Consider the following 23,412-nt stretch of genomic DNA (forward strand, 5'->3'; position numbering starts at 1 on the left):
GCCGTGGATCGGGGGACAAACCACTGTACAAACCCACAGCTTGCCCCATAATTCAGCCCATTCCCCACGGAGATTCGCATGGACGCCCCCGTCAAAGCCCTGAACACCGAAAAAGCCAAGGCCCTGCAGGCCGCCCTCGCCCAGATCGAAAAGCAGTTCGGCAAGGGCTCCATCATGCGGCTCGGTGAAGGCGAGGTCATCGAAGACATCCAGGTCGTCTCCACCGGCTCCCTGGGCCTGGACATCGCACTGGGCGTCGGCGGCCTGCCACGCGGCCGCGTCGTCGAGATCTACGGCCCCGAGTCCTCCGGCAAGACGACGCTGACCCTGCAGGTCATCGCCGAGATGCAAAAGCTCGCCGGCACTTGCGCCTTCATCGACGCCGAGCACGCGCTGGATATCCAGTACGCCCAGAAGCTCGGCGTCAACCTGCAGGAACTGCTGATCAGCCAGCCCGACACCGGCGAACAGGCCCTCGAGATCGTCGATGCGCTGGTGCGCTCCGGCTCGGTGGACCTGATCGTCATCGACTCGGTCGCGGCGCTGACGCCCAAGGCCGAACTCGAAGGCGAGATGGGCGACAGCCTCCCCGGCCTGCAGGCCCGCCTGATGAGCCAGGCCCTGCGCAAGCTGACCGCCACGATCAAGAAGACCAACTGCATGGTCATCTTCATCAACCAGATCCGCATGAAGATCGGCGTCATGTTCGGCTCGCCCGAGACGACCACCGGCGGCAATGCGCTGAAGTTCTACGCCTCCGTGCGCCTGGACATCCGCCGCATCGGCTCGATCAAGAAGGGCGAGGAAGTCATCGGCTCCGAGACCAAGGTCAAGGTCGTCAAGAACAAGGTCAGCCCCCCGTTCAAGACTGCCGAGTTCGACATCCTCTATGGCGAGGGCATCAGCCGCGAGGGCGAGATCGTCGACATGGGCGTGGTCGCCAAGGTCGTCGAGAAGTCCGGCTCCTGGTACGCCTACCAGGGCGAGAAGATCGGCCAGGGCAAGGACAACGCTCGCGAGTTCCTGCGCGAGAACGTCGACGTGGCCCGCGAGATCGAGAACAAGATCCGTGAATCCCTGGGGGTCGCTCCGCTGACCACGGCGGCCGAGGAGTAAGCCTCTGGGCGGGCCTCCCCCATGGCGACCCGGGCGCCGCTGTCGTTGAAAGCCCGCGCCATTGGCCTGCTGGCCCAGCGCGAGCACAGCCGTGCCGAGTTGCGGCGCAAGCTGTTGCGGATCGAGCAGCAACGGCGGCAGCGTGCGCGCCTGGCCGCGGCGCGGGCCGCCGGCGAGGGCGAACCGTCGGCGGCTGTCGAAGAGGAAGATGGCGCTGAGGACGTTGCGGTCGCGGTCGATGCCTTGCTCGACGCCCTCGCGGCCACCGGTTACCTGGACGAAACCCGTTTCGTCGAGTCCCGCCTGCATCTGCGCGCCAACCGCTTTGGCGCCCAGCGCATCCAGCAGGAACTGGCCCAGCACGGGCTCAAGCTGGGTGCCGAACAGCAGGCAGCCCTGCGCGAAACCGAGATGGAGCGTGCCCGCGAGGTCTGGCGCAAGCGCTTCGGCGAGGAGCCTTCGCGCGAGGCGGCCGAGCAGGCGCGCCAGACCCGTTTCCTGCTGGCACGCGGTTTTGCCCCCGAAGTGGTGCGCCGCTTGCTGAGGGCCTAAGGGCCGCTTGACCGAGCGCGCAGGGGGAGTTTTCACCCTCCGTGCTACATTGCCGCCTGCCCCAAAAACGAGGGTTCACCCGGTTACAAGCCCCTTTGCCCCTCTGGCAGAGCGGTGCAAAAACCGGGCCGACCCCGTCCCGGCATCGGCCGGGGTGATTCGCCATTCCCCCGTTTCATGCCTGTCGCCCACCCGTCCGTCCCGCGCCGCCCGCTGCATCGCCGCGCCCTCGATGTGCAGGTGTTCGCGCGTGATGACGGCTTGTTCGACGTCGAAGCCAGCCTGACAGACACCAAGACGCATGACGTGCCACTGGCGGGCGTGCCGCGCAAGGCCGGCCAGCCTATCCACGAGATGCACCTGCATCTGACCGTGGACGCGACGCTCACCATCACCGCAGCCCGTTCCGAGACGCTGTGGATGCCGTATCCCGGCGCCTGCGACCACCATGGCAATGCCTATGCCCGCCTCATCGGCCTGAACCTGATGAAGGGCTTCCGGCAGGCCGTCGGTGAACGCCTCGGCGGCACGCGCGGCTGCACCCACGTCACCGAGCTGTGCCAGATCCTGCCGACGGCCGTCATCCAGGCCATGGCTGGCTCCGTCATCGATACACGTGAGAGCCCCCACGCGCCTTCGGCGCTGCCCCCCGAGGGGGCTGAGACGCCTAGGGGCGGCCCGTCGCCGTCTCGCGAAGGCGATGCCGCCGGCAACCCGCCCTTCCAGCTCGACCGCTGCCACGCCCTGCGCCGCGACAGCGTGACCGTCGCCAAGTTCTATCCCCGCTGGCATCAACAAACCGCTGCCCAGCCGGCCACTTCCGAATCCTGACTTCCCCGACCCGAGAGACCCAGCCATGAAAATCCACGAATACCAGGGCAAAGAGATCCTGCGCCAGTTCGGCGTGCCGGTGCCGCGCGGCATCCCGGCCTTCACCGTGCAGGAAGCCGTCGAGGCCGCCCAGAAGCTGGGTGGCCCGGTCTGGGTGGTCAAGGCCCAGATCCACGCCGGCGGCCGCGGCAAGGGTGGCGGCGTCAAGGTCGCCAAGACACAGGACGATGTCAAGGCGCTGGCCGAGAAGATCCTCGGCATGCAGCTGATCACGCACCAGACCGGCCCTGAAGGCCAGAAGGTCCGTCGCCTGTACATCGAAGATGGCGCTGACATCAAGAAGGAGCTCTACGTCTCGCTGGTCACCGACCGCGGCACGCAGAAGGTCGCCTTCATCGCGTCGAGCGAAGGCGGCATGGACATCGAGGAAGTGGCCCACTCCACGCCCGAGAAGATCATCACCGAGATGATCGACCCGCTGACGGGCCTGACCGAAGCGCAGTCGCGCAAGATCGCTGCGGCCATCGGCCTGACCGGCGCCTCCATCGACCAGGCCGTCGACATCTTCGCCAAGCTCTACAAGTGCTACATGGACACGGATGCGTCGCTGGTTGAAATCAACCCGCTGAACTGCGACTCCAAGGGCAACCTGATCGCCCTGGACGCGAAGTTCAATTTCGAYGCCAACGCGCTGTTCCGCCACCCYGARATCGTSGCCTAYCGCGAYCTGGACGAAGAAGAYCCSGCYGAAGTYGAAGCCAGCAAGTTCGACCTGGCYTACATCAGCCTGGACGGCAACATCGGCTGCCTSGTSAACGGCGCMGGCCTGGCCATGGCSACSATGGACACCATCAAGCTGTTCGGCGGCGAGCCGGCCAACTTCCTGGACGTCGGCGGCGGCGCCACGGCCGAGAAGGTCACCGAGGCCTTCAAGATCATGCTCAAGAACAAGAGCGTGAAGGGCATCCTGGTCAACATCTTCGGCGGCATCATGAAGTGCGACACCATCGCCGAAGGCGTSATCACCGCCTGCAAGGCCGTGAACCTKTCSGTKCCRCTGGTCGTGCGCATGAAGGGCACCAACGAAGAMCTGGGCAAGAAGATGCTGGCCGAWTCYGGCCTKCCCATCATCGCSGCMGACACSATGGCCGAAGCGGCSACCAAAATCGTCGCCGCAGTCGCCTAAGCCCGCCCAGAGGAATCAGACATGTCCATCTACATCAACAAARACACCAARGTCATCACCCAGGGCATCACCGGCAARACCGGCCAGTTCCATACCCTGGGCTGCCAGGCCTATGCCAACGGCAAGAACGCCTTCGTCGCGGGCGTGAATCCGAAGAAGGCTGGCGAGAAGTTCAGCGAGATCCCCATCTACGCGACCGTCAAGGAAGCCGCCTCGCAGACCGGCGCGACCGTGTCGGTGATCTACGTGCCGCCCGCCGGTGCCGCCGCCGCGATCTGGGAAGCCGTCGAAGCCGACCTGGACCTGGCGATCTGCATCACCGAAGGCATCCCGGTCCGGGACATGCTGGAAGTGCGCAACAAGATGAAGGCCAAGGAAGCCGCTGGCGGCAAGCGCACGCTGCTGCTGGGCCCCAACTGCCCCGGCCTGATCACGCCGGAAGAAATCAAGATCGGCATCATGCCGGGCCACATCCACCGCAAGGGCCGCATCGGCGTCGTGTCGCGCTCCGGCACGCTGACCTATGAAGCCGTGGCGCAGCTGACCGAGATCGGCCTGGGCCAGTCGTCGGCCGTCGGCATCGGCGGCGACCCGATCAACGGCCTGAAGCACATCGACGTGATGAAGGCCTTCAACGATGACCCGGACACCGACGCCGTCATCATGATCGGCGAGATCGGCGGCCCGGACGAGGCGGAAGCCGCGCGCTGGTGCAAGGCCAACATGAAGAAGCCGATCGTCGGCTTCATCGCCGGCGTCACGGCGCCCCCCGGCAAGCGCATGGGCCACGCCGGCGCGCTGATCTCCGGCGGCGCCGACACGGCCGATGCCAAGCTCGCCATCATGGAAGAGTGTGGCTTCACGGTCACGCGCAACCCATCCGAGATGGCCAAGCTGCTCAAGGCCCTGCTCTGAGCCTGCTCTCCGTGAGCAATTCGAGGGCCGTTCACTGAACGGCCCTTTTCCTTTGCTGCCTGCGTAGTTGCACGCAGACGCAGCCCGCCCGGGCGGACCGACACTCGGGCGACCAACACCGAGCCTGCCATGGACCTGCTGAACGCCGCCTTCTTCATCGCGCTGCTGAAGATCATCTGGGTCAATATCCTGCTGTCCGGCGACAACGCCGTCGTCATTGCGCTGGCCTCGCGCAATCTGCCGCACAGCCAGCAGAAGAAGGCCATCGTCTTCGGCAGCGGCGCTGCCATCCTGCTGCGTGTCGTGCTGACGCTGTTCGCCGTGCAGTTGCTGCAGCTGCCCTGGCTGAAGCTGATCGGCGCCGTGCTGCTGCTGTGGATCGGCATCCAGCTGCTGGCCGACAGCGAAGACGACGCCGACGTGCACGCCAGCGGCAATCTGTGGACGGCCGTGCGCACCATCCTGATCGCCGACCTCGTCATGAGCCTGGACAACGTCATCGCCGTCGCGGCCGCCGCCAACAGCGCGCCCGAGGGCGCCCGCCTGATGCTGCTCATCATCGGCCTGGGCCTGTCCATCCCACTCATCATCTTCGGCAGCACGCTGCTGTTGAAGCTGATGGAGCGCTTCCCGGTCATCATCACGCTGGGGGCCGCCCTGCTGGGCTTCGTCGCCGGCGAGATGGCGACGACCGATGCGGCCGTGCACGAGTGGTTCGAGGCGCATATGCATGGCCTGGACTACGCCGTCAGCATCAGCTGCGCGGTCCTGGTCGTCGTCGTTGGCATGGCGCTGGCCCGCCGCAGCAAGCGCGAGGCCGCCTAAGATCGACCGCATGGCAAGCGGCGGCAAATCCGGCAAGGCAGGCAGCTTTTGGCAGCGCCTCATCGGTCGGGTGCCCGATCCTGCTGGCTCACCGTACGGCGATCCGTCGGCCCTGCCGACCGTGCAGCAGACTCAAGGCCCCGGCGCGTCCACGCCGCAGGTCAGGGCCGCACAGCCGCCCCCCGACCTGCGCGATTTCGAACTCGGTGCCGAGATCGGCCGCGGCGCGATGGCCGTGGTCTACAAGGCCACGCAACGCTCAACGGGCCGCCAGGTCGCCATCAAACGCCTCGCGCTGAGCCGCGAGTTCTCGGCCGAAGACCTGGCGGACGTGCGCGAGCGCTTCATGCGCGAGGCGCGTGCCGCCGGCCAGCTGGAACATCCAGACATCCTGCAGGTCGTCGACGCCGGCCAGGACGGCGCTGACGCCTGGATCGCCCTCGAATACGTGCTCGGCCGTGACCTGAGCAGCTTCACCAAGGCCGGCCAGCTGCTGCCCGCCCGGGAAGTCGTGCAGATCGGCGCGCGGCTGGCGCGGGCCCTGGCCTATGCCCACAGCCAAGGCGTGGTGCACCGCGACATCAAGCCCGCCAATGTCATGCTGGACCGCATCAATGGCAGCCTGAAGCTGATGGACTTCGGCATTGCCCGCGTTGGCGACGGCAGCCGCACCCGCACCGGCCTCGTGCTGGGCACGCCGTCCTTCATGTCTCCGGAGCAACTTGCCGGCCTGACGGTGGACGGCCGCAGCGACCTCTATTCCCTGGGCGTGCTGCTCTACCAACTGCTCAGTGGCGCACTGCCCCATCAGAGCGAGTCCATGGCGCGGCTGATGCAACAAATTGCGACCGAGCCAGCGCCGGACGTCCGCATCCATCGCCCCAGCCTGCCCGAGGCCCTCGCCCTGGTGCTGGCCCTGGCGCTGGAGAAGCGCCCCGAGCTGCGCTACGCCGACGGCGAGCAGATGGCTCGTGATCTCGAAGCCGTGCTCGTGCTCGGCCTGCAGGCCGAACCCGCTGCGCCCGAAACGGCTGCAGTGGCTTCCCCCCAGGATGCGGCCTTCGCACAAACACTGCGCTTGGCGCCTGAGGAAGCAGGGCAGAATCCTTGCTCCTCTGCCGAGCCCCACGAGCCACCGCAAGCCTCATGACCCTGGAGTTCTTCAGCGCCACCGACGTGGGACGTGCGCGCGACAACAATGAGGATTCGGTCGCCCTGGACGAGGCCGCAGGCCTGACCGTGCTGGCCGACGGCATGGGCGGCTACAACGCCGGCGARGTGGCCAGCCAGATGCTGACCAGCTTCGTCAGTTCCGAGCTGGGCCGCTGGCTCAAGGACGCCGGCCGCGAGGCCCGGGCCGGCGAGGTCAAGCGCGCCATGGACATCTGCGTGGACAACGCCAACCGCGCCATCTTCAACGCCGCCAACACCAACCCGCGCTATGCCGGCATGGGCACGACGCTGGTGCTGGGCGTCTTCCGCCCCGAAGGCCTGCTGCTCGGCCATGTCGGCGACTCGCGCGCCTACCGGCTGCGCGCCGGCCGCCTGACGCAGATCACGCGCGACCACTCGCTGCTGCAGGAGCAGATCGACGCCGGTCTGCTGACCGTCGAAGAAGCCGCGTTTTCCAGCAACAAGAACCTCGTCACGCGCGCTGTCGGCGTCGAGGACACGGTGCTGATGGAGCTCCATCTGCACGAGGTCCAGCCGGGCGACACCTACCTGTTGTGCTCCGACGGCCTGTCCGACATGCTCGACGATGACAGCCTCGCCAACCTGCTCAACGGCAATCCGGCCTTGCCCGAAGCTGCACGCGCACTGATCAACGCAGCCAATGACAGCGGCGGTCGCGATAACATCGCGCTCATCCTGGCCCGCGCAGAAGGACGCCAACGTACCGAAGGACGGGGCTGGTGGCCCTTCGGTCGACGCGGCGGCAACTGACTTGCTACCCCATGCAAAGTCAGGGCACGTACAACAGAACTTGAGGTCATAAATGGGCAAACTGGTGGTTTCGCTCGACGGCGTCGTGATCAAGGAGGTGCAGATCACCAAGGACAAGACCACCCTCGGTCGACGTCCCTACAACGACATCGTCATCGACAATCTCGCGGTCAGCGGCGAACACGCCGTGCTGCAGATGGTCGGCGCCGACGTCTTCATTGAAGACCTCAATTCCACCAACGGCACGTACATCAACGGCAAGGCGATCAAGAAGCAGCTGCTGGCCGACAACGACACGGTCGAAATCGGCAAGTACAAGATCAAGTTCCTGCTGAACGACGGCGGCGACTACGAGAAAACCATGATCCTCAAGCCCGGTTCCGGCGCACCGCCGAACCTGGGCCTGGGCTCCTCCTTCGGCTCACTGGGTGCCGCCGCCATCGGCCCGGCCTCCATCAAGGTGCTGACCGGCGCCGCCGCCGGCCGCGAGGTCGCGCTGACCAAGGTCGTCACCACGCTGGGCAAGCCCGGCGTGCAGGTCGCCTCCATCACCAAGCGCCCCACCGGTTATGTCTTCGCCCACGTCGAAGGTAACCAGCGCCCCAGCGTCAACGGCATCCCGCTGACGGGCGAATCGATTGCACTCCGCACCGGCGACCTGATCGAGCTGGCCGGCACGCAGATGCAGTTCATCCAGGGTTGATCGCCCGAAGTCCAGGCCGGCCGCGGCCTTCGCGGCTGCTGTGACTTCCTCACGATAGCGACACCCCCAACTCGGTAATCCGACCGTCCGACCCGCGGGGCGGGTGCGTACATTCTTGGCTCGGCCTCGCCTGATGCGAGCCACCCATTCCGAGCCACGCACCGCATGAACATCCGCGTCCTGGGCTGCTCCGGCGCCATTGCCGCCGGCTACAAGACCACTGCCTTCCTGCTGGACGACGATGTCCTCATCGACGCCGGCACCGGCGTGGGTGACCTGCCGCTGGATGCGCTGGCCGCCGTCGACCACATCCTGCTCAGCCACTCCCATCTGGATCATGTGCTCGGCATCCCGTTGCTGGCTGATGCGGTGCTGCGCCTGCGCGCCGCGGCGGGCCGCCCGCCCATCCAGGTCCACGGCCTGCCCGAGACGTTGGCCGCCCTGCGCCAGCACATCTTCAATGGCGTGATCTGGCCGGATTTCACCGTCCTGCCCAGCCGCGAGGCGCCGGTGCTGAGCCTGCACCCCTTCCAGATCGGCGACCGCGTCGACCTGGGCGGCCGCCTCATCGAAGTGCTGCCGGCAGCCCACACCGTGCCGGCCGTCGGTTTCGCCGTCGATGCCGGCACCGCGAGCGGCCACGCGCACTGGGTTTTCACCGGCGATACCGGCCCCAACCCGGCCCTGTGGCGGCGCCTGGCCGACCTGCGCCTGTCCCATCTCGTCATCGAGACGGCCTTCAGCGACGACGAGGCCGAGGTGGCCCACGTCAGCCAGCATCTTCATCCGGCGGAGCTGGGCCGCGAATTGACCCATCTGGCCGGCAGCGTCGACGTGCGCATCACCCACATCAAGCCCGGCGAGGTCGAAGCCGTCATGCAAGGCGTGCAGGCCTTGAACAGTCCCCATCGGATCAGCGCGCTGCAGGCCGGCCAGGAAATGGAACTTTGAGCCCGCCTTGCGATCGAGTCTGGCGCCCTGCGGCGCCATTTTTTCGCCTGACGTTTCTCGGCCCGCCACGCTGCAATGACAGAACGCGTCAGCTCGAAGTGACGTTTTTTGTCAGATCTGGCGACTCAACCACCTCAGCCGTGCGCTTTCGCACAGTTTGAGGGCCTGAAAAAGCTGGCACGGCCCCTGCATTCAGGGGGTGTGCCCTCCTCCCACCACTCACACTCGCTGGAGTACTGACATGAACCTGAAAGCACGCGCCCAACAAGGCTTCACCCTGATCGAACTGATGATCGTCGTGGCCATCATCGGCATCCTGGCTGCTGTGGCGATTCCGCAGTACAAGGACTACACGTCCAAGTCCAAAGCAGCGTCTGCCTTGACCAGCCTGGACAGCTACAAGACTGGCGTGGCCCTTTGCGCACAGGAAGCCGGTGGCGTTCTGACCACCTGCGATCTTGGCGCAAACGGCGTTCCTCCGACCATGGCCACTGCGCTGGTTTCCTCCGTCGAAGTCGCGGATGGCGTCATCAAAGCCAACGTTCCCGCCAGCGCGATGGGCAACAGTTCGGCAGGCACCATCGTGCTCACGCCGACGGTGAACGAGGCGAACATTTCCTGGGCGATTACGTCCACGAACATGCCCGCCGCCGTGACCGCAGCCCTGATTAAGAACAACAGCTGATTTCCGAACCGCTGATATTGACAGGGGCTGCGGCCCCTGTTTTCGCTTTTACGCCGGATTCGCGATGCGCTTTTGAACAGTTGGCCCGCCACTTCCATTCGACTTTTCGAATGAGTGCGCCACAAGAGACTATTAAGCGTATCTGGCCCTTGAGCACAAACCAGCAGCGCGCATCTCGTGCGTCGCCCAGCCTGCTCTCGCAACCAGGATGCATTCGCACCTATCCTTGCCTTAAGAACTGGTAATGCTCACGCAGAGTCGTCTGTATTTGCTGTCTGCGGTGTTTTCCATTTTCGCCTGGACGCTTCTGGCGCATCCGTATCAAGGCCTGTGGCACGACGGCGTCTTGTATTTTGGGCAGGCGCTTTTGCACTCCCGCGCACCTCAGCTTGGCCACGACGTCTTTTTCGCTGCTGGCTCGCAGGACCAATACTCCATCTACGCCCATGTGATGGCGCCGCTCTATGTGCACCTGGGGCAGGCGGCCTCCCACATCAGCGTGCTGCTCACCAGCTGGCTGCTCATGGCTGGCGCAGTATGGATGCTGTTGAAGCGATTTGACGCCACCAAGGCCTGTCGCCTCTGGGGCCTGCTCGCGTTTTCAGTGATGTCGCCCATCTATGGCGGCGGCTGGGTATTCAGCTACGGCGAGCCATTTGTCACCGCGCGCAGCTTTGCCGAACCCTTGCTGCTCTGGAGTTTGGTGGCATTGCTGGCGAATCAAAAAGGCGCTGCCTTGGCATTGCAAATGTTGGCAGTGGTGTTTCATCCACTGATGACATTGCCCATCCTGGCGTTGAGCTGGTGCTATCTCGCCGCGGCCGACCGCCGCTGGTTGTGGCTTCTCTGTGCGATTCCCATCGTCCCCATACTGAGCGTGGCAGGCGTCTCTCCGTGGAATGGATTGCTGAAGGCTTATGACCCGTACTGGTGGTCGTTGGTAGACACAGGCAACAGTGAGGTGGCTCTCGGCAACTGGACGCTCGCCGATGGTTTTACCGTTGTGCTGGATCTCGGCGTCCTCGTCTCTTCAGCCCGGCTTCGCCCTTCCGATGCCTGGACACGACTGCTTTTTGCAGTCGTCATCACGACTGTGGGATTGCTGAGCCTCGCAGCGTTCGGGGTGGATGCCTGGCATTCGGTGCTTCTTACACAGTTGCAGGTCTGGCGTGCACATTGGATTGCCCACCTGATGGCCATGGCGCTGGCGCCGTGGTTGATTGCCAGACTTTGGCAACTTGGGGGGCTTTGGAAAGCAAGTTCCTGCGCCCTCGCACTTGCATTGCTCAACTCGCATATCGGAACCTCTCACGGTGGCGCAACGCTGCTGCTTTGGGCGCTAACCTCGGCGGCGGCATGGCGCTTGCGCCACGTCTCGCGCACCACGATTGTTCTGTCATGCTCAACCATCCTGCTTTGCACCATAGGCCTGTCCGTCTACCAACTGGACGACTTGCTGCAACAACAGGCTTGGCAGTTTCCCGATGCCGGCTGGGGCGATCGATTCATCAAGTTTGCGGCCTTCCCAACGGTGGTCGCGCCGTGCTTTGCAGCCTTGCTGTTCGTGGCAAGCAGGCGGCAGTCAGGAGCACTGCTCGCGGCAAGCGCCAGCGCTTTGCTGGTACTCGCATCGTTGATGAGCTGGGATCAAAGGCCCGACCTCGTGAGGGCCGTTGAATCACCTCCGACGTCCGTCCATCCCTTCAACGCGCACATCCCCATACAAGCAACCGTCTACTGGCCAAACCAACTGGTTCCGGTGTGGGGACTGCTTGAGCGATCCAGCCATTACTCCCAGCAGCAAGGGGCGGGCGTGCTATTCAACCGAGATACCGCGTTGATATACGGACCTCGCCGGGAGGCATATCGTTTGATCGACGAGGATCGCAAGAAATGCAGGACTGGTGCCGTGCTAGGCAGGGATCGTGTCGCTCTCTCTTACTGCGACATGCCCACGGAACAACGACTGGTGACCCTGTGCCTTCAACCAGACGCACCCGATTTTCTTGTCCTCATGAATCGACTCAAGCCGCAGCCTCTTGCCACTTGGCAACCGCCAGCTCAACGGGACCTGCCGCAAACCTACGTGCTCTACACCTGCTCTCAGCTGACTGCTCACCAAGCCTGACATGCCCCCGACATTGCGAGAGCTTCTGATCTATTCAGTGGCCAGTGCTGCGGCGCTGGTGCTGGACACCTCGGTGTTCACATTGAGCTTGCACGCGGGCATCAATGTGCCCATCTCCGCGTGCCTGGGGTTCAGTCTGGGCCTCATGTTGGTCTACACCCTCAGTACACGGCATGCATTTACCCAGCATCGCCTTAGCAACCGCAGCAACGAGTTCTGGTTGTTTGCAATGATCGGCATGGCAGGCCTGCTGCTGACCGAAGTGCTGCTGTGGTTCCTGGTCCAGCGGCTCGGACTTTTTCCGTTGCCGGCGAAGCTCGCCACGGCTTGCGTCGTCTTCTTGTTCAACTTCGTAACGCGCAAGGCATTGTTGTTCACGGCCCGCGGTGCGGCATTCAGCGCGCCGCAATGACACAGCCTCGCACCCTCATCATCGGCGCCGGCCCCGCGGGCCTCACCGCAGGCCTGGAGCTGCTGCGCGCTGGCTACCCCCAGGTCACCATCCTCGAAGCCACCGACGCCATCGGCGGAATTTCCAAGACGGTCAACTACAAGGGCAACCGCATCGACATCGGCGGGCACCGCTTCTTCTCCAAGTCCGACTGGGTGATGGATTGGTGGCGCGACGTGCTGCCGGTGGCCAGGCCTGAAAACGGCGGCGATGCACTGCTGGCCTACCAGGGCCAGCAGCGCCTGCTGGGCAGCCACCAGGCCACGGCTAGCGAAGCGGACGAAACGGTGATGCTGATCCGCAGCCGCCAGTCGCGCATCTATTTCGGCGGCAAGTTCTTCGACTACCCGCTCAAGCCCGGCATGGGGCTGGTGCGCAACATGGGCCTGGCGCGCTGCCTGCAGTTCGCCGGCAGCTACATGGCCGCCGCAGCCCGCCCGATCCGGCCTGAAAAGACGCTGGAAGACTTCTTCATCAACCGCTTCGGGCGTCAGCTCTATCTGCAGTTCTTCAAGGACTACACCGAGAAGGTCTGGGGCGTGCCCTGCCGCGACATCAGCGCCGACTGGGGTGCACAGCGCATCAAGAGCCTGTCCATCGGCAGCGCCGCCAAGCAGGCGCTCAAGAAGATCGTCACCGGCACCACCGACACCCAGCACACCTCGCTGATCGAGAGCTTCCTCTACCCCAAGTACGGCCCCGGCCAGATGTGGGAAACGGCTGCGGCCGAGTTCGAGCGCTGCGGTGGCCGGCTGCTGCGCGGCTGGACGGTCGACGAGATTCACCGCCAGGACAGCAAGGTCGAGCGTGTCGTCGCCCGCGACGCAGCCGGCGAACATCAAAGCTTCGACGCCAGTGCGGTCGTCTCGACCATGCCCATCCGCGAACTCGCCCAGGCCCTGCGCCCTGCGCCCGATGCGCCGGCCCTGGCCATCGCTTCTGGCCTCGAGTACCGCGACTTCATCACCGTCGGCTTGCTCTACCGCCGCATGAGCCCCAAGGTAGCAGGCAAGGCACGCCATGTGAGCGACAACTGGATCTATATCCAAGAGCCTGGCGTCAAGGTCGGCCGCGTGCAGGTCTTCAACAACTGGAGCCCCTATATGGTGGCCGACCCGGAAACCGTCTGGCTCGGCCTGGAGTTCTTCGCCCGCGATGACGATTCGCTGTGGGCCATGAGCGAGGAGGCCCTCAAGGCGCTGGCCGTGCGCGAGATGCAGCTACTGGGCCTGGCCGACGAGGCCGAACTGCTGGACGCCACCGTGCTGCGCCAGCCGAAGGCCTATCCAGGCTATTTCGGCGCCGCCTTCCAGCGCTTCGATGAACTGCGTGGCTGGCTGGACGGGCTGGACAACCTCTACCTGTGCGGCCGCAACGGCATGCACCGCTACAACAACCAGGACCACTCCATGCTGTCCGCGCGCCTGGCCGCGCAGGCCATCCTCAACGGCGGCGCCTGCCGCGATGCGATCTGGGCCGTCAACATCGACGACGACTATCACGAGGAAGCGCCGACGAAGAACTGAGGCTGGCCCATGCCATCATCCGCGCCCATGTCGTCCCAGAGCACCCCCTTCGCTGAGGCCCCCGCCACGCCACTCGGCCTCGTTCTCGCCGCCGCCCTGCCACCGCTGCTGGCCTTCAACCAGACGCCCGCAGCCACGCTTTACAACCAGTTGCTGGCGCTTGCCGGCTGGGGTCTGGTCCTGGTGCTGTGGGCTCCTGCCACGCCAGGCTGGCGCGCCGGGCTGAAAAGCCCCGCTGCCATGGCGCTGGCGCTGCTGCTGGCCGCGCCGATGAGCTCCGTCGTGTGGCGTGCCCTGCCGCTGTCGCTGGGCCTGGGCGCCACGGCCATCATCGGTGCCGGCCTGGCCGTACTGCTGGTGGCGCAAGGGCTGTCGACCCAGTCCCGCCAACTCGCCGCCGAAGCCTTCTGCTGGGGACTGCTGATCACGGGTCTGTTGACGGTCGCAGTCTGCATCGTGCAGGTCTTCCTCCCGGCGGGCGCCGACGGCAACTTCATCGCTCGTTCAGGCGTGGTGGGCAGCGCGGTAGGCAATCTGCGCCAGCCCAACCACCTGGCCAGCCTGATGATGTGGTCGTCCATCGCTGCCGTCTTCATCACGGAAAAGCGCGGCTGGCGGCCGGCGCTGGCGCCACTGCTGTTTGCCTTTGTCTTCACCATCGTGCTCAGCGCCTCTCGCACCGGCTATGTCGGCATCGCGCTGCTGGCCTTATGGGGCGTGGTGGATCGCAGCCTTTCGCGCAGCGCAAGGCTGTGTCTGCTGGCCACGCCGTTGATGCTGGGCGTCAGCTGGTGGGGCATGTCGTTGTGGTCGGCCGAAAGCGGCCATGCCTTCCGCGCCGCTTCGCGGCTGTCGGAGGGTGCCGGCTCGCCGTCGCGGCTGGCCATCCTGCGCGACGCCTGGGCGCTGACAACGGCCAACCCGCTGCTGGGTGTTGGCTGGGGGGAGTTCAACTTCGCATGGAGCCTGACGCCATTCCCGGACCGCCCCATCGCCTTCTTCGACCACACGCACAACATCGCGTCGCAGCTCGCCGTCGAGCTGGGCCTGCCCTGGGCCGGCGCGGTGCTGCTGCTGCTGGCCTGGGCGCTGTGGAAGGCGTGGCGCAGCCCCTCCGAGAAGGCAGAAGACACGCCGCTGCGCCGCATGGCACTGATGATCGTGCTGACCATCGCCTTGCACAGCCTGGTCGAGTACCCGCTCTGGTACGCCTATTTCCTGCTGCCGGCCTGCTTTGCACTTGGCCTCGCTCTCCCTGCCGAAGCGCCGGCCAAGCCGGCGGGCGCCACGCCCTGGCGGATGATCGGCGGCCTGCTGATCGCCGGCAGCGCCTTCGCGGTGTGGGACTACCAGCGCGTCGTCGCCATCTACATGCCCAGCGAGGATGCCATGCCGCTGGGCGCTCGCATCGCCGATGGCCAGCGCTCGCTGTTCTTCAGCCACCAGGCGGACTACGCGGCCGCCACCAGCCAACCCCCCGGGCCGTTCGCGCTGGAGGCTGCACGCCGCACGGCCTTCAACCTCATTGACGCACGACTGCTGATGCACTGGTCGCAGTCGCTGGAAAAGACCGGCGACGTGCAAGGCGCGCGCTTCCTTGCCGACCGCCTGCGTGAGTTCCGCAACCCGACCGGGGACAACTGGTTCGCCGCCTGCGAGAACACGGCCTCGGCACCCGCCATGTCGCAATGCCTGCCGGCTTCAGCCGTCATCGATTGGCGGACACTGCGTTGAGAGACAAGGGGCCCGTGACCTTTGCGTCAGGCGATCGCGCCATCCGTTGCTTGGTTGTCGCGACATTGACGCTGGCATGTGCCGCACCGGTCATTACCCGGCTGTCGCGCATGGAGGGCATGCCGTTCGAGAGCTATCCCATCTACGAGCGGCTGTTTGCCTTCAATGACGTCTGGCAGTCACTGGCGATGCTCGCTGCACTGGCGGTGGCGCTGGCCTCGCAGCCGCTGCGCGAGATGGCATCGCGTTTGGCGGCGTGGATGAGTGAACGCCCGGTGCGGACCTCGCTGCTGTGTTTTCTTGGTCTGGCCTTGGGCGCCCAGTTGGTCTATCGAGCCCATCCGCTGTCGATGGACGAGTACGTGCCCTGGATGCAGGCCCACGCGCTGGCCAAAGGACAGGGTGCGCTGCACTACCCACCAGCGCTGCTTGATGCCATCGTGCCGCTGGAGTTCCAGGGTTCCTTCGTTCTCGTCGACCACGCCAGCGGCGCTGCCACATCGGTCTACTGGCCTGGTTTGGCTTTGCTGTTGACGCCGCTGGTGGCACTTGACCTCGGCTGGTGCCTGAATCCCGCCTTCGGCGCATTGACCCTGCTGCTGCTGCACCATCTCGCCCGTGATGCAGCCGGTGATGCACGAGCCGGTGGCTGGGCAATGTTGACAGCCTTGGCCTCGCCACAGTTCGTCGTGAACGCGATGTCCTGGTATGCGATGCCGGGCGAGCTGGCGCTGAATCTGCTTTTCCTGTGGTTGTTGTTGCAGCCACGACGTCGCGCCGCCTTCGCCGCAGGGTTCGTTGGCGGTTTGTGCCTGGTCATGCACAACCCCGTGCCGCATGCCTTGATGGCTGCACCCTGTCTTGTCTGGCTGGCTATGGACCGCAGCCGCTGGACGCGGCTGCTAGGGGTACTGGTGGGCTATTTGCCGCTGGGGGTAGGCCTGGGCCTGGGTTGGTGGCTGCTGAAGTCAGGCTTCGGCGACATCGTGACACACGCCGCAGCGCCCCACGGGCTGCTGGAAGTTTTCGGCCGCGTCCTCGTCTGGCCCGATTCGACGCTGCTAACAGCACGTTGGCAGGCCATCTGGAAGATGTGGATCTGGGCCAGTCCGGGCCTGCTGTTGCTGCCACTGATGCCACGGGCACGCCCGCTCGCGGAGCGCCTGCTACTCGTTGCCTTCGTGCTGACCTTCGCCTTCTATCTGTTCGTGCGCTTCGATCAGGGCCACGGCTGGGGCTTTCGCTACATGCATCCGGTCTGGGGTGCGCTGCCCGTTGCGGCCGGCCTATGGCTACTCGGCGCGCAGGGCTGGGCCCGGCAATGGGGGACGGCCACGCTCGCTGCCGGCCTTTTGGCGATGCCGGTCTTCCTGTGGCAGACCCAAGCCAGCATCGACCGGGCGCTGTCCTTTCGCATCGCGCCCGAAGGTCCCGGCGACTGGGTGGTGTTTGTTTCACAGACGACGGGCCGATACCGCGGCGACCTGGTGCAGAACGCCGACAGCCCCGCGCCGCGCCTGACGCTGATCAGCCGGGGCGAGCGTGCAGATCGCACGCTGATGGCACGACATTTCCCCGACGCAGTCGAAGTGATGCAAGACTCTCGCGGCTCGGCCTGGCGCCTGCCGGCAGGCCGGCTTTCGGGCGCTAACGCGCCCTAGCCTGTTCAGGGCCGAATGACGACTTCAATCTGTCTCAATCCGACGCTTTGCCACATGAACCCAGCGCAGGTGGTGCGCCATGCTGAGGACGCCATTCATGACTTCCAACTCCACGCATCCTTCTAACGCGAGAGGTCTGATTGACCGGCTCAGCACCAGCGCATACCGCCGCAGCATCCTGGACGGCATCACCGCAGCACTCAAGGATTCTTCACCGGTGAACCAGGCGCTCGACTTCGGGGCGGGCGACGGCTTCTTCGCTGCGAACCTGCCACAGCTGACCGCCATCGAGCAGGTGACGCCGATCGACGTGGTCGAGCGCATCTCCAGCTGGGTGAAGCCAATGCTCTACGACGGCGGCAGGCTGCCATTCGACGATCGCAGCTTCGATCTCTGCTACGCCATCGACGTGTTGCATCACTGCCCGGATCCGCTTGCCGCGCTGGCCGAGATGATGCGTTGCACGCGGCGCTACCTGCTCATCAAGGACCACAACCACAACGGGCCGCTGGGTCGGGTCGTGCTGGCCGTACTCGACGAGTTGGGCAACCGCCGGTTCGGCATCCCCTCTCCGCAGCACTATCAGCAGCGCTGGGCCTGGGTGGACTGGATAGAGTCCCAAGGCTTCGTGCGCCGGCACTGGTCTCACCCAATGGCCTGCCACCGCGGCGTGCTGGCGTCGACAAACTCGCTGCAGTTTCTCGGGCTATGGGCCCGCCAGCATGACTGAGCTCAGGCTGCACCCCAAGCTCGGCCGTCACGCAGTCGTCGGAGCGGGCTGCGCGCTTCTCAGCATTGGCCTCGTTCACATCGGCACTGCCGTGTTGCACTGGCAATACCTCGCGGCGGCGTGGCTGACTTGCTTCACCACGATTCCGATCAGCTACTTCCTGCACCGCCGCTACACCTTCAGCGTGGCCAATCGTGCCGGTTGGGCCGAGTTCGGCCGGTTTCTCGGCCAGCAGTTCCTGCAGTTTTGTGCGGGTCTGGTGCTGCTGGCGATCGGCGTCGAATGGCTCGATCTGAATCCGACACTGGCCATGGTCGCCGCGACTGCTGTCCTTTGGCTGTTTTCATTTCTTGTCCAATCGCGCTGGGTATTCCGCGCTGAGTTGCAGGCCAGACGCTGATGAGTGCCTTGCGCGTATTGCAGATCAGCGCGTTTTTTCCCGCGCATGGCGGTGGTATCGAGATAGTGGCCGGCGCACTCGCGACCAGGCTGCCCAACGCTGGTGTCGAAGTGCACTGGATGGCCGGTGGCCCGCGCGAGGAATGGCCCGACAGGTGGCCGGGTGCGACATTGGATTGCGAGCCGGCATGGGACCCGCTCGGGCGGCGTCTTGGCCTACCCTTCCCCATTTGGGGGGCCGCCAGTTTCGGGCGGCTGTGGCGGCGCGTCGGCCAACATGATGTCGTGCACGTGCACGACTTTCTCTACCTGCCGACGCTGGCCGCGATGCTGTTCGCGGCGCTGCGACGCAGGCCCGTCGTGTTGACCCAGCATATCGGCTCGATTCCCTACCGCTCGCGCTTTGCGCGCGGCCTGCTGACGCTGCTGAACCGCAGCCTTGGCGCCTTCGTGTTGCGCAGGGTGGCGCAAGTCGTGTTCGTTGGACTGCCGGTGCAGCACCACTTTGAGCGCTTCGTACACTTTCGTCGCGCACCACGCTTGATTCCAAACGGCGTGGACCATGCCCTCTTCTACCCTCGCCTGGCCGCGTCGGAAGGGCCGCTGCGCATGCTGTTCGTTGGCCGCTTCGTCGAGAAAAAGGGCCTGCCCTTGTTGCGACAATGCCTCGATCTGCCAGGCGCCTCGTGGACCTTTGTCGGCGATGGCCCACTGGCGCCGCAAGGCGGCCCCCGAGTACAGCTGACCGGCCGCCTGAATGCCGGCCAAGTGGCCCAACAGTTGCGTGAAGCCGACCTGCTGGTGTTGCCGAGCACCGGCGAAGGCTTCCCACTGGTCGTACAGGAGGCGCTGGCCAGCGGAACGCCGGTCCTCGTCAGCACCGAAGTGTTTGAGGCTTTTCCCGGCGTGGATGAAGGCTGCGTCTTCCACGTTGAGCTGCGCAACGGCGCGCCGGAGCGCGCATTGCGCGAGCGCCTGAGCCAACTGCTGGCGCAGCCCGAGCGCCTGAGGAAGGCCCGCGTTGCGGCGGTCGAGCTGTCGCGCCAGTGGGATTGGGACACCACCGTGCAGCGCTATGTCGACCTGTATCACGGCCTCGCCCGGCCCGCTGCGAAACCCACGACGTCTTCATGAGCGCTCCCCTCGAACTGACCATCCTCATGCCTTGCCTGAACGAGGCGCTGACCGTGGGCCAATGCGTACGACAGGCGCGCGCCTTCCTCGCGGCAAGTGGCATTCAGGGTGAGGTCGTGGTGGCAGACAACGGCTCCAGCGACGGCAGTCGCGAGTTGGCCGAGGCCGAGGGTGCGCGGGTCGTGGCCGTGCCTGAGCGCGGCTATGGCGCGGCGCTGCAGAGCGGCATCGCAGCCGCGCAAGGGCGCTTTGTCATCATGGGCGACTCAGACTGCAGCTACGACTTCTCGCGCCTGGACGCCTTCGTCGCCGCGCTGCGCAGTGGTCAGCAGCTGGTCATGGGCAACCGCTTTTCTGGTGGCATCGCGCCAGGCGCCATGCCCAGGCTGCACCGCTACCTTGGCAACCCGGTGCTCAGCTTCATCGGGCGCCTCTTCTTCAGAAGCCCGGTGCGCGATTTCCACTGCGGCCTGCGCGGCTTCGACCGCATTGCGATGTTGCGCCTCGGATTGCAGTCGCCCGGAATGGAATTCGCCAGCGAGATGGTCGTCAAGGCAACATTGCACGGACTGCACATTGCCGAAGTGCCGACAACGCTCTCCCCCGACGGCCGCGATCGGCCGCCTCACCTGCGAAGTTGGCGCGATGGCTGGCGCCATCTGCGTTTTCTGCTACTGCACGCGCCGGCGTGGCTCTTCATGTACCCCGGCCTCGCGCTATTCCTGCTGGGTACTGCGGCAAGCGTCGCACTTGGCATCGGCCCGGTGCCACTTGGCTTCGCAACCCTGGATGTGCACAGCATGCTGTATGCAGCGGCATTTGCGTGCCTCGGCCTGCAAATGCTGCTGTTTGCCGGGACCTGCTCATTGCATGCAGTGCGCATAGGCGTATTGCCCCAGTTGCCAAAGGGCCTCGGCTGGGTTCATCGAGTTCAGCTGGAGTCCGCCCTGCTGCTGGCACTGGCGCTATTTCTCGTCGGGCTCGGGTTTGCGTGCGCGAGCGTTTGGCTGTGGTGGCACCAATCGCGCTTCGGAGCTGCCAACCCGGCGCAGCTGATGCGCGCCGTCATCCCCGGCGCCACTTTCATTCTCGCCGCCGGCCAGATAGCGATGAGCGCCTTCATGTTCGAGTTCATCCGCATGGCGCCGCAGCGCCCGAGTCAAGGCTGAGCCCAGTCGCCGCTCTTGCCGCCCTGCTTCTGCAGCACCCGCACGTTGCCGATGACCATGCCGCGGTCCGCGGCCTTGCACATGTCGTAGATGGTCAGCAGGCCGACCTGCACGGCGCACAGCGCCTCCATCTCGACGCCGGTGCGGCCCAGCGTCTCGACCTGGGCGCGGCACAGCACGCGGCCGCCGGCTTCGTCCAGATCGAAGTCCACCGCAACGCGAGTGATCGGCAGCGGGTGACACAGTGGCACAAGGTCGGCGCAGCGCTTTGCGCCCTGGATCGCCGCGATGCGTGCCACGCCCAGCACATCGCCCTTCTTGGCCGTGCCGCTGGCGATCAATGCAAAGGTCGTCGGCTGCATGCGGATCTCGCCGGCCGCAACGGCGACACGGTGGGTCTCGGCCTTGGCCGACACATCGACCATGTGCGCCTGGCCCTGGGCGTCGAAGTGAGTCAGCGGGGTCGACATACCAAGAAACATTCAGGAAACCGAGTTGCAGGCATCATAGACAGCCGGCTCCCGCCGGCCGGAGTCTCTGTTCGATGAAGAAGTCACCCGCCTCCCGCGCCCTGCTGACCCTGCTTGCGGCCGCCTGCCTCATCACCACCAGCCCGATCCGGGCCCAGGTCAACCTGCCCGCCCTGGGTGACTCGGTCTCGCAGGATCTCGATGTCGTGGCCGAGCGGCAGCTCGGCGAGCGCTACATGCGCATGATCCGCATCGACCCCGCGTGCGTGCAGGACCCCATCCTGCAGGAGTACATGGCCGGCATCTTCGAACCGCTGGTGGCCGCGTCGCGCAAACTCGGCCATATCGGCGAAGACATCCAGACCCGCTTCGCCTGGGAAAGCTTCCTCGTCGAGGACAAGAGCGTCAACGCCTTTGCGCTGCCGGGCGGCTTCGTTGGTACCCACCTGGGGCTCATCGCGATGACGGTGTCACGCGACGAGCTGGCCTCGGTGCTGGCGCACGAGATCTCGCACGTGACGCAGCGCCACATCGCGCGACGCATTGCCGGTGACTCCAAGAACAGCATGGTCGCCATCGCGGGCCTGCTGCTGGGCGTGCTGGCCGCGTCGCGCGGCAACATCGACCTGGCCAATGCCGGCATCGTCGGCGGCCAGGCGGCGGCCACGCAGTTGTCGCTGAACTTCTCGCGCGACATGGAGCGCGAGGCCGACCGCGTCGGCTTCAACGTGCTCGTCGAGGCCGGTTTCGCGGGCAGCGGCATGGTCAGCATGTTCGAGCGCATGGAGCAGGCTTATCACCTGATGGACAACGGCGCCTTCCCCTACCTGCGCTCCCATCCGCTGACGAGTGAGCGCATCGGCGACGCACGCACGCGCCTGGCCCTCGAACCGTTCGCGCGCCCGCGGGGCCTCGCCGAGCATGCGCTGATGGCAGCGCGTTCGCGTGTGCTGATGGACCCCCGCGTCGAGGCCTGGAAGGTACTGGAGAACTACGACGCCGGCGCCCGCAACATCCGCGAGAGCGGCGGCTACGAACAGCTCGGGGCGCGCTATGCCGCGGCGCTGGCGTCCATCAAGCTGCGCAACTTCGACCGCGCAGAGGCCACGCTGCGCAGTGCGGAGGTGACGTTGCAGCTCGTCAACCCCAGCCCCGCCGAGACGGTGGCCGCCAGGCGGCAACTGACCTATCTGCGTGCCGAGCTCGCGCAGGCCCGCGGCCGCCCGATGGAGGGCACCGCCGCGCTGGACACGCTGTCAGGCGAGAAATCCCGCCCCATGCTGATGCAGCGCGTGGGCCTGGCGCTGGCGGCCGGCCCGGGGTCGCCAGCCCTGCGCGAGGCCGCGGATGCACTGCAGACCCATGTCAGCCTGGAGCCGCGGGACTCCCTGGCCTGGGCCCAGCTCGCACTGATCTGGCAGAAGCTGGGCCAGCCGCTGCGGGCCGTGCGGGCCCAGGCCGAGGTGCATGCCGCCGCCGGCGACTTGAACGGTGCCATCGACCGCATGCGCTCAGGCCTGCGCCAGTCACGCGGGCCGGATGCCGACCAGGTCGAAGCCTCCGTCATCGACGCCCGGCTGCGCGCCCTGGTCTATGAGCGCCAGTCGCTCCTGGGCGAGATGTACCGCGGCCGCTACATCCCGCCGGACGTCGAACTGCCAAATTAAGCGGCCTGCAAACGCTGCTCTTCCTGGTACAGCGCGAACTCCTCGCGCAGCGCCCGTGCCACCGCCTCGCGCTGGCCGATGCGGCGGTGATAGGCCTTGACCGCGGGCCATCCGCCCAAGTCCACGCCGGCATAGGGCGCCCAGTTCAATACGACGGCGAGGTAGATGTCGGCGATGCCATAGCTGCCCTCCAGGTATTCGTGCTGCTGCAGATGCGCTTGCAGGACGCCCAGGCGCAGCGCCGCCTTTTCCATCGAATAGGCCTTCACGTCGGCGCCGGCCTTGGGATCGAGCAGCGGCACGAAGACGGCCTTGTGCAGTTCGGTGCCGATGAAGCCCAGCCATTGCCGCACACGGGCGCGCGCATCGGCTTCGGCGGGCAGCAGGCCGGCCGCCGGGAAGGCCTCGGCCAGATATTGCAGCACCGCGGCGTTCTCGTTCAACAGCCAGCCCTCGGGGGTGCGCAGCGCCGGCACCTGACCCATCGGGTTGACCTGCCAGTAGTCGCGCCCGTCCAGTGTGCGCTTGGCCTTGCCGTCCACCTGCGTGAAGCGCGCATCGGCACCCACTTCGTACAGCACGGTGCGGCTCGCCAGCGAACAGGCCATGGGGGAAAAGAACAGCTCCATCAAGAT

At 65.7% G+C, this 23,412-nt stretch carries 23 protein-coding genes; 21 read left to right on the forward strand and 2 right to left on the reverse strand.

From position 1 onward, the window contains the following. Positions 1-78: 78 nt before the first annotated feature. The 20 genes from recA to ACXJKM_RS20725 all read left to right on the forward strand — a co-directional run bounded on the left by recA (position 79) and on the right by ACXJKM_RS20725 (position 20,640). Entirely contained in the window at positions 79-1,116 is a 1,038-nt protein-coding gene (recA, locus tag ACXJKM_RS20630; RefSeq protein ID WP_056191472.1) for a recombinase RecA, read from the forward strand. Positions 1,117-1,137: 21 nt separating this feature from the next. Beyond that, positions 1,138-1,668: a regulatory protein RecX gene (locus ACXJKM_RS20635; RefSeq protein ID WP_457354840.1), complete on the forward strand. Its 531-nt coding sequence runs from the start codon at positions 1,138-1,140 to the stop codon at positions 1,666-1,668. Positions 1,669-1,845: 177 nt separating this feature from the next. Continuing rightward, on the forward strand, positions 1,846-2,499 hold the full coding sequence (locus ACXJKM_RS20640) for a DUF2889 domain-containing protein (RefSeq protein WP_457321236.1): 654 nt from the start codon (positions 1,846-1,848) through the stop codon (positions 2,497-2,499). Positions 2,500-2,524: 25 nt separating this feature from the next. Next, positions 2,525-3,685 carry an ADP-forming succinate--CoA ligase subunit beta gene (gene sucC / locus ACXJKM_RS20645; RefSeq protein WP_457354842.1) on the forward strand — a complete coding sequence of 387 codons (1,161 nt, stop codon included), beginning with the start codon at positions 2,525-2,527 and terminating at the stop codon, positions 3,683-3,685. Positions 3,686-3,706: 21 nt separating this feature from the next. Continuing rightward, positions 3,707-4,600, forward strand: coding sequence for a succinate--CoA ligase subunit alpha (gene sucD, locus ACXJKM_RS20650; protein WP_457354844.1), 894 nt, complete (start codon positions 3,707-3,709; stop codon positions 4,598-4,600). Positions 4,601-4,729: 129 nt separating this feature from the next. Beyond that, on the forward strand, positions 4,730-5,425 hold the full coding sequence (locus ACXJKM_RS20655; RefSeq protein WP_056191462.1) for a TerC family protein: 696 nt from the start codon (positions 4,730-4,732) through the stop codon (positions 5,423-5,425). 10 nt (positions 5,426-5,435) lie between these two features. Next, the gene (locus ACXJKM_RS20660) at positions 5,436-6,575 is read left to right on the forward strand and encodes a serine/threonine-protein kinase (protein ID WP_457354846.1); all 1,140 of its coding nucleotides are present in this window, start codon (positions 5,436-5,438) and stop codon (positions 6,573-6,575) included. Continuing rightward, entirely contained in the window at positions 6,572-7,369 is a 798-nt protein-coding gene (locus ACXJKM_RS20665; protein WP_056191460.1) for a Stp1/IreP family PP2C-type Ser/Thr phosphatase, read from the forward strand. The genes ACXJKM_RS20660 and ACXJKM_RS20665 overlap by 4 nt, the downstream gene beginning before the upstream one ends. Before the next feature lie 52 nt (positions 7,370-7,421). After that, the gene (locus ACXJKM_RS20670; protein ID WP_457354848.1) at positions 7,422-8,072 is read left to right on the forward strand and encodes an FHA domain-containing protein; all 651 of its coding nucleotides are present in this window, start codon (positions 7,422-7,424) and stop codon (positions 8,070-8,072) included. Between the two features lie 165 nt (positions 8,073-8,237). Continuing rightward, positions 8,238-9,023 (forward strand): MBL fold metallo-hydrolase, encoded by a 786-nt coding sequence (locus ACXJKM_RS20675; protein WP_056191456.1) that lies wholly within the window; start codon positions 8,238-8,240, stop codon positions 9,021-9,023. A gap of 241 nt (positions 9,024-9,264) precedes the next feature. Continuing rightward, positions 9,265-9,708: a pilin gene (locus ACXJKM_RS20680; protein ID WP_457354850.1), complete on the forward strand. Its 444-nt coding sequence runs from the start codon at positions 9,265-9,267 to the stop codon at positions 9,706-9,708. Positions 9,709-9,952: 244 nt separating this feature from the next. Next, positions 9,953-11,836 carry a hypothetical protein gene (locus ACXJKM_RS20685; RefSeq protein WP_457354852.1) on the forward strand — a complete coding sequence of 628 codons (1,884 nt, stop codon included), beginning with the start codon at positions 9,953-9,955 and terminating at the stop codon, positions 11,834-11,836. A gap of 1 nt (position 11,837) precedes the next feature. Beyond that, positions 11,838-12,248 carry a GtrA family protein gene (locus ACXJKM_RS20690; RefSeq protein ID WP_457354854.1) on the forward strand — a complete coding sequence of 137 codons (411 nt, stop codon included), beginning with the start codon at positions 11,838-11,840 and terminating at the stop codon, positions 12,246-12,248. Continuing rightward, a complete protein-coding gene (locus tag ACXJKM_RS20695; protein ID WP_056191448.1) occupies positions 12,245-13,813 on the forward strand; it encodes an NAD(P)/FAD-dependent oxidoreductase in 1,569 nt (522 codons plus the stop codon). Before ACXJKM_RS20690 ends, ACXJKM_RS20695 begins: the two co-directional genes overlap by 4 nt. Positions 13,814-13,840: 27 nt before the next feature. Continuing rightward, positions 13,841-15,547, forward strand: a complete 1,707-nt coding sequence (locus ACXJKM_RS20700; RefSeq protein WP_056191446.1) for a PglL family O-oligosaccharyltransferase — start codon at positions 13,841-13,843, stop codon at positions 15,545-15,547. 14 nt (positions 15,548-15,561) lie between these two features. Continuing rightward, positions 15,562-17,208 (forward strand): hypothetical protein, encoded by a 1,647-nt coding sequence (locus tag ACXJKM_RS20705; RefSeq protein ID WP_157281017.1) that lies wholly within the window; start codon positions 15,562-15,564, stop codon positions 17,206-17,208. A gap of 97 nt (positions 17,209-17,305) precedes the next feature. After that, positions 17,306-17,938 carry a class I SAM-dependent methyltransferase gene (locus tag ACXJKM_RS20710; protein WP_162247723.1) on the forward strand — a complete coding sequence of 211 codons (633 nt, stop codon included), beginning with the start codon at positions 17,306-17,308 and terminating at the stop codon, positions 17,936-17,938. Continuing rightward, positions 17,931-18,338, forward strand: a complete 408-nt coding sequence (locus ACXJKM_RS20715) for a GtrA family protein (protein ID WP_056191441.1) — start codon at positions 17,931-17,933, stop codon at positions 18,336-18,338. The genes ACXJKM_RS20710 and ACXJKM_RS20715 overlap by 8 nt, the downstream gene beginning before the upstream one ends. After that, entirely contained in the window at positions 18,338-19,471 is a 1,134-nt protein-coding gene (locus ACXJKM_RS20720) for a glycosyltransferase family 4 protein (RefSeq protein WP_457354857.1), read from the forward strand. The genes ACXJKM_RS20715 and ACXJKM_RS20720 overlap by 1 nt, the downstream gene beginning before the upstream one ends. Next, positions 19,468-20,640, forward strand: coding sequence for a glycosyltransferase family 2 protein (locus tag ACXJKM_RS20725; protein WP_056191437.1), 1,173 nt, complete (start codon positions 19,468-19,470; stop codon positions 20,638-20,640). Before ACXJKM_RS20720 ends, ACXJKM_RS20725 begins: the two co-directional genes overlap by 4 nt. Here ACXJKM_RS20725 and moaC read toward each other — a convergent pair. Further along, entirely contained in the window at positions 20,631-21,110 is a 480-nt protein-coding gene (moaC, locus tag ACXJKM_RS20730; protein ID WP_457354859.1) for a cyclic pyranopterin monophosphate synthase MoaC, read from the reverse strand. The two genes, ACXJKM_RS20725 and moaC, sit on opposite strands and share 10 nt — an antisense overlap. A gap of 74 nt (positions 21,111-21,184) precedes the next feature. On the opposite strand from moaC, the gene ACXJKM_RS20735 reads away from it, so the two are divergent. Further along, positions 21,185-22,777, forward strand: a complete 1,593-nt coding sequence (locus ACXJKM_RS20735; protein ID WP_457354861.1) for a M48 family metalloprotease — start codon at positions 21,185-21,187, stop codon at positions 22,775-22,777. On the opposite strand, the gene ACXJKM_RS20740 is transcribed toward ACXJKM_RS20735, so the two are convergent. Next, entirely contained in the window at positions 22,774-23,406 is a 633-nt protein-coding gene (locus tag ACXJKM_RS20740) for a glutathione binding-like protein (RefSeq protein ID WP_457354863.1), read from the reverse strand. The two genes, ACXJKM_RS20735 and ACXJKM_RS20740, sit on opposite strands and share 4 nt — an antisense overlap. Between the last annotated feature and the right edge of the window lie 6 nt (positions 23,407-23,412).

The organism is Roseateles sp. P5_D6 (assembly GCF_054049415.1).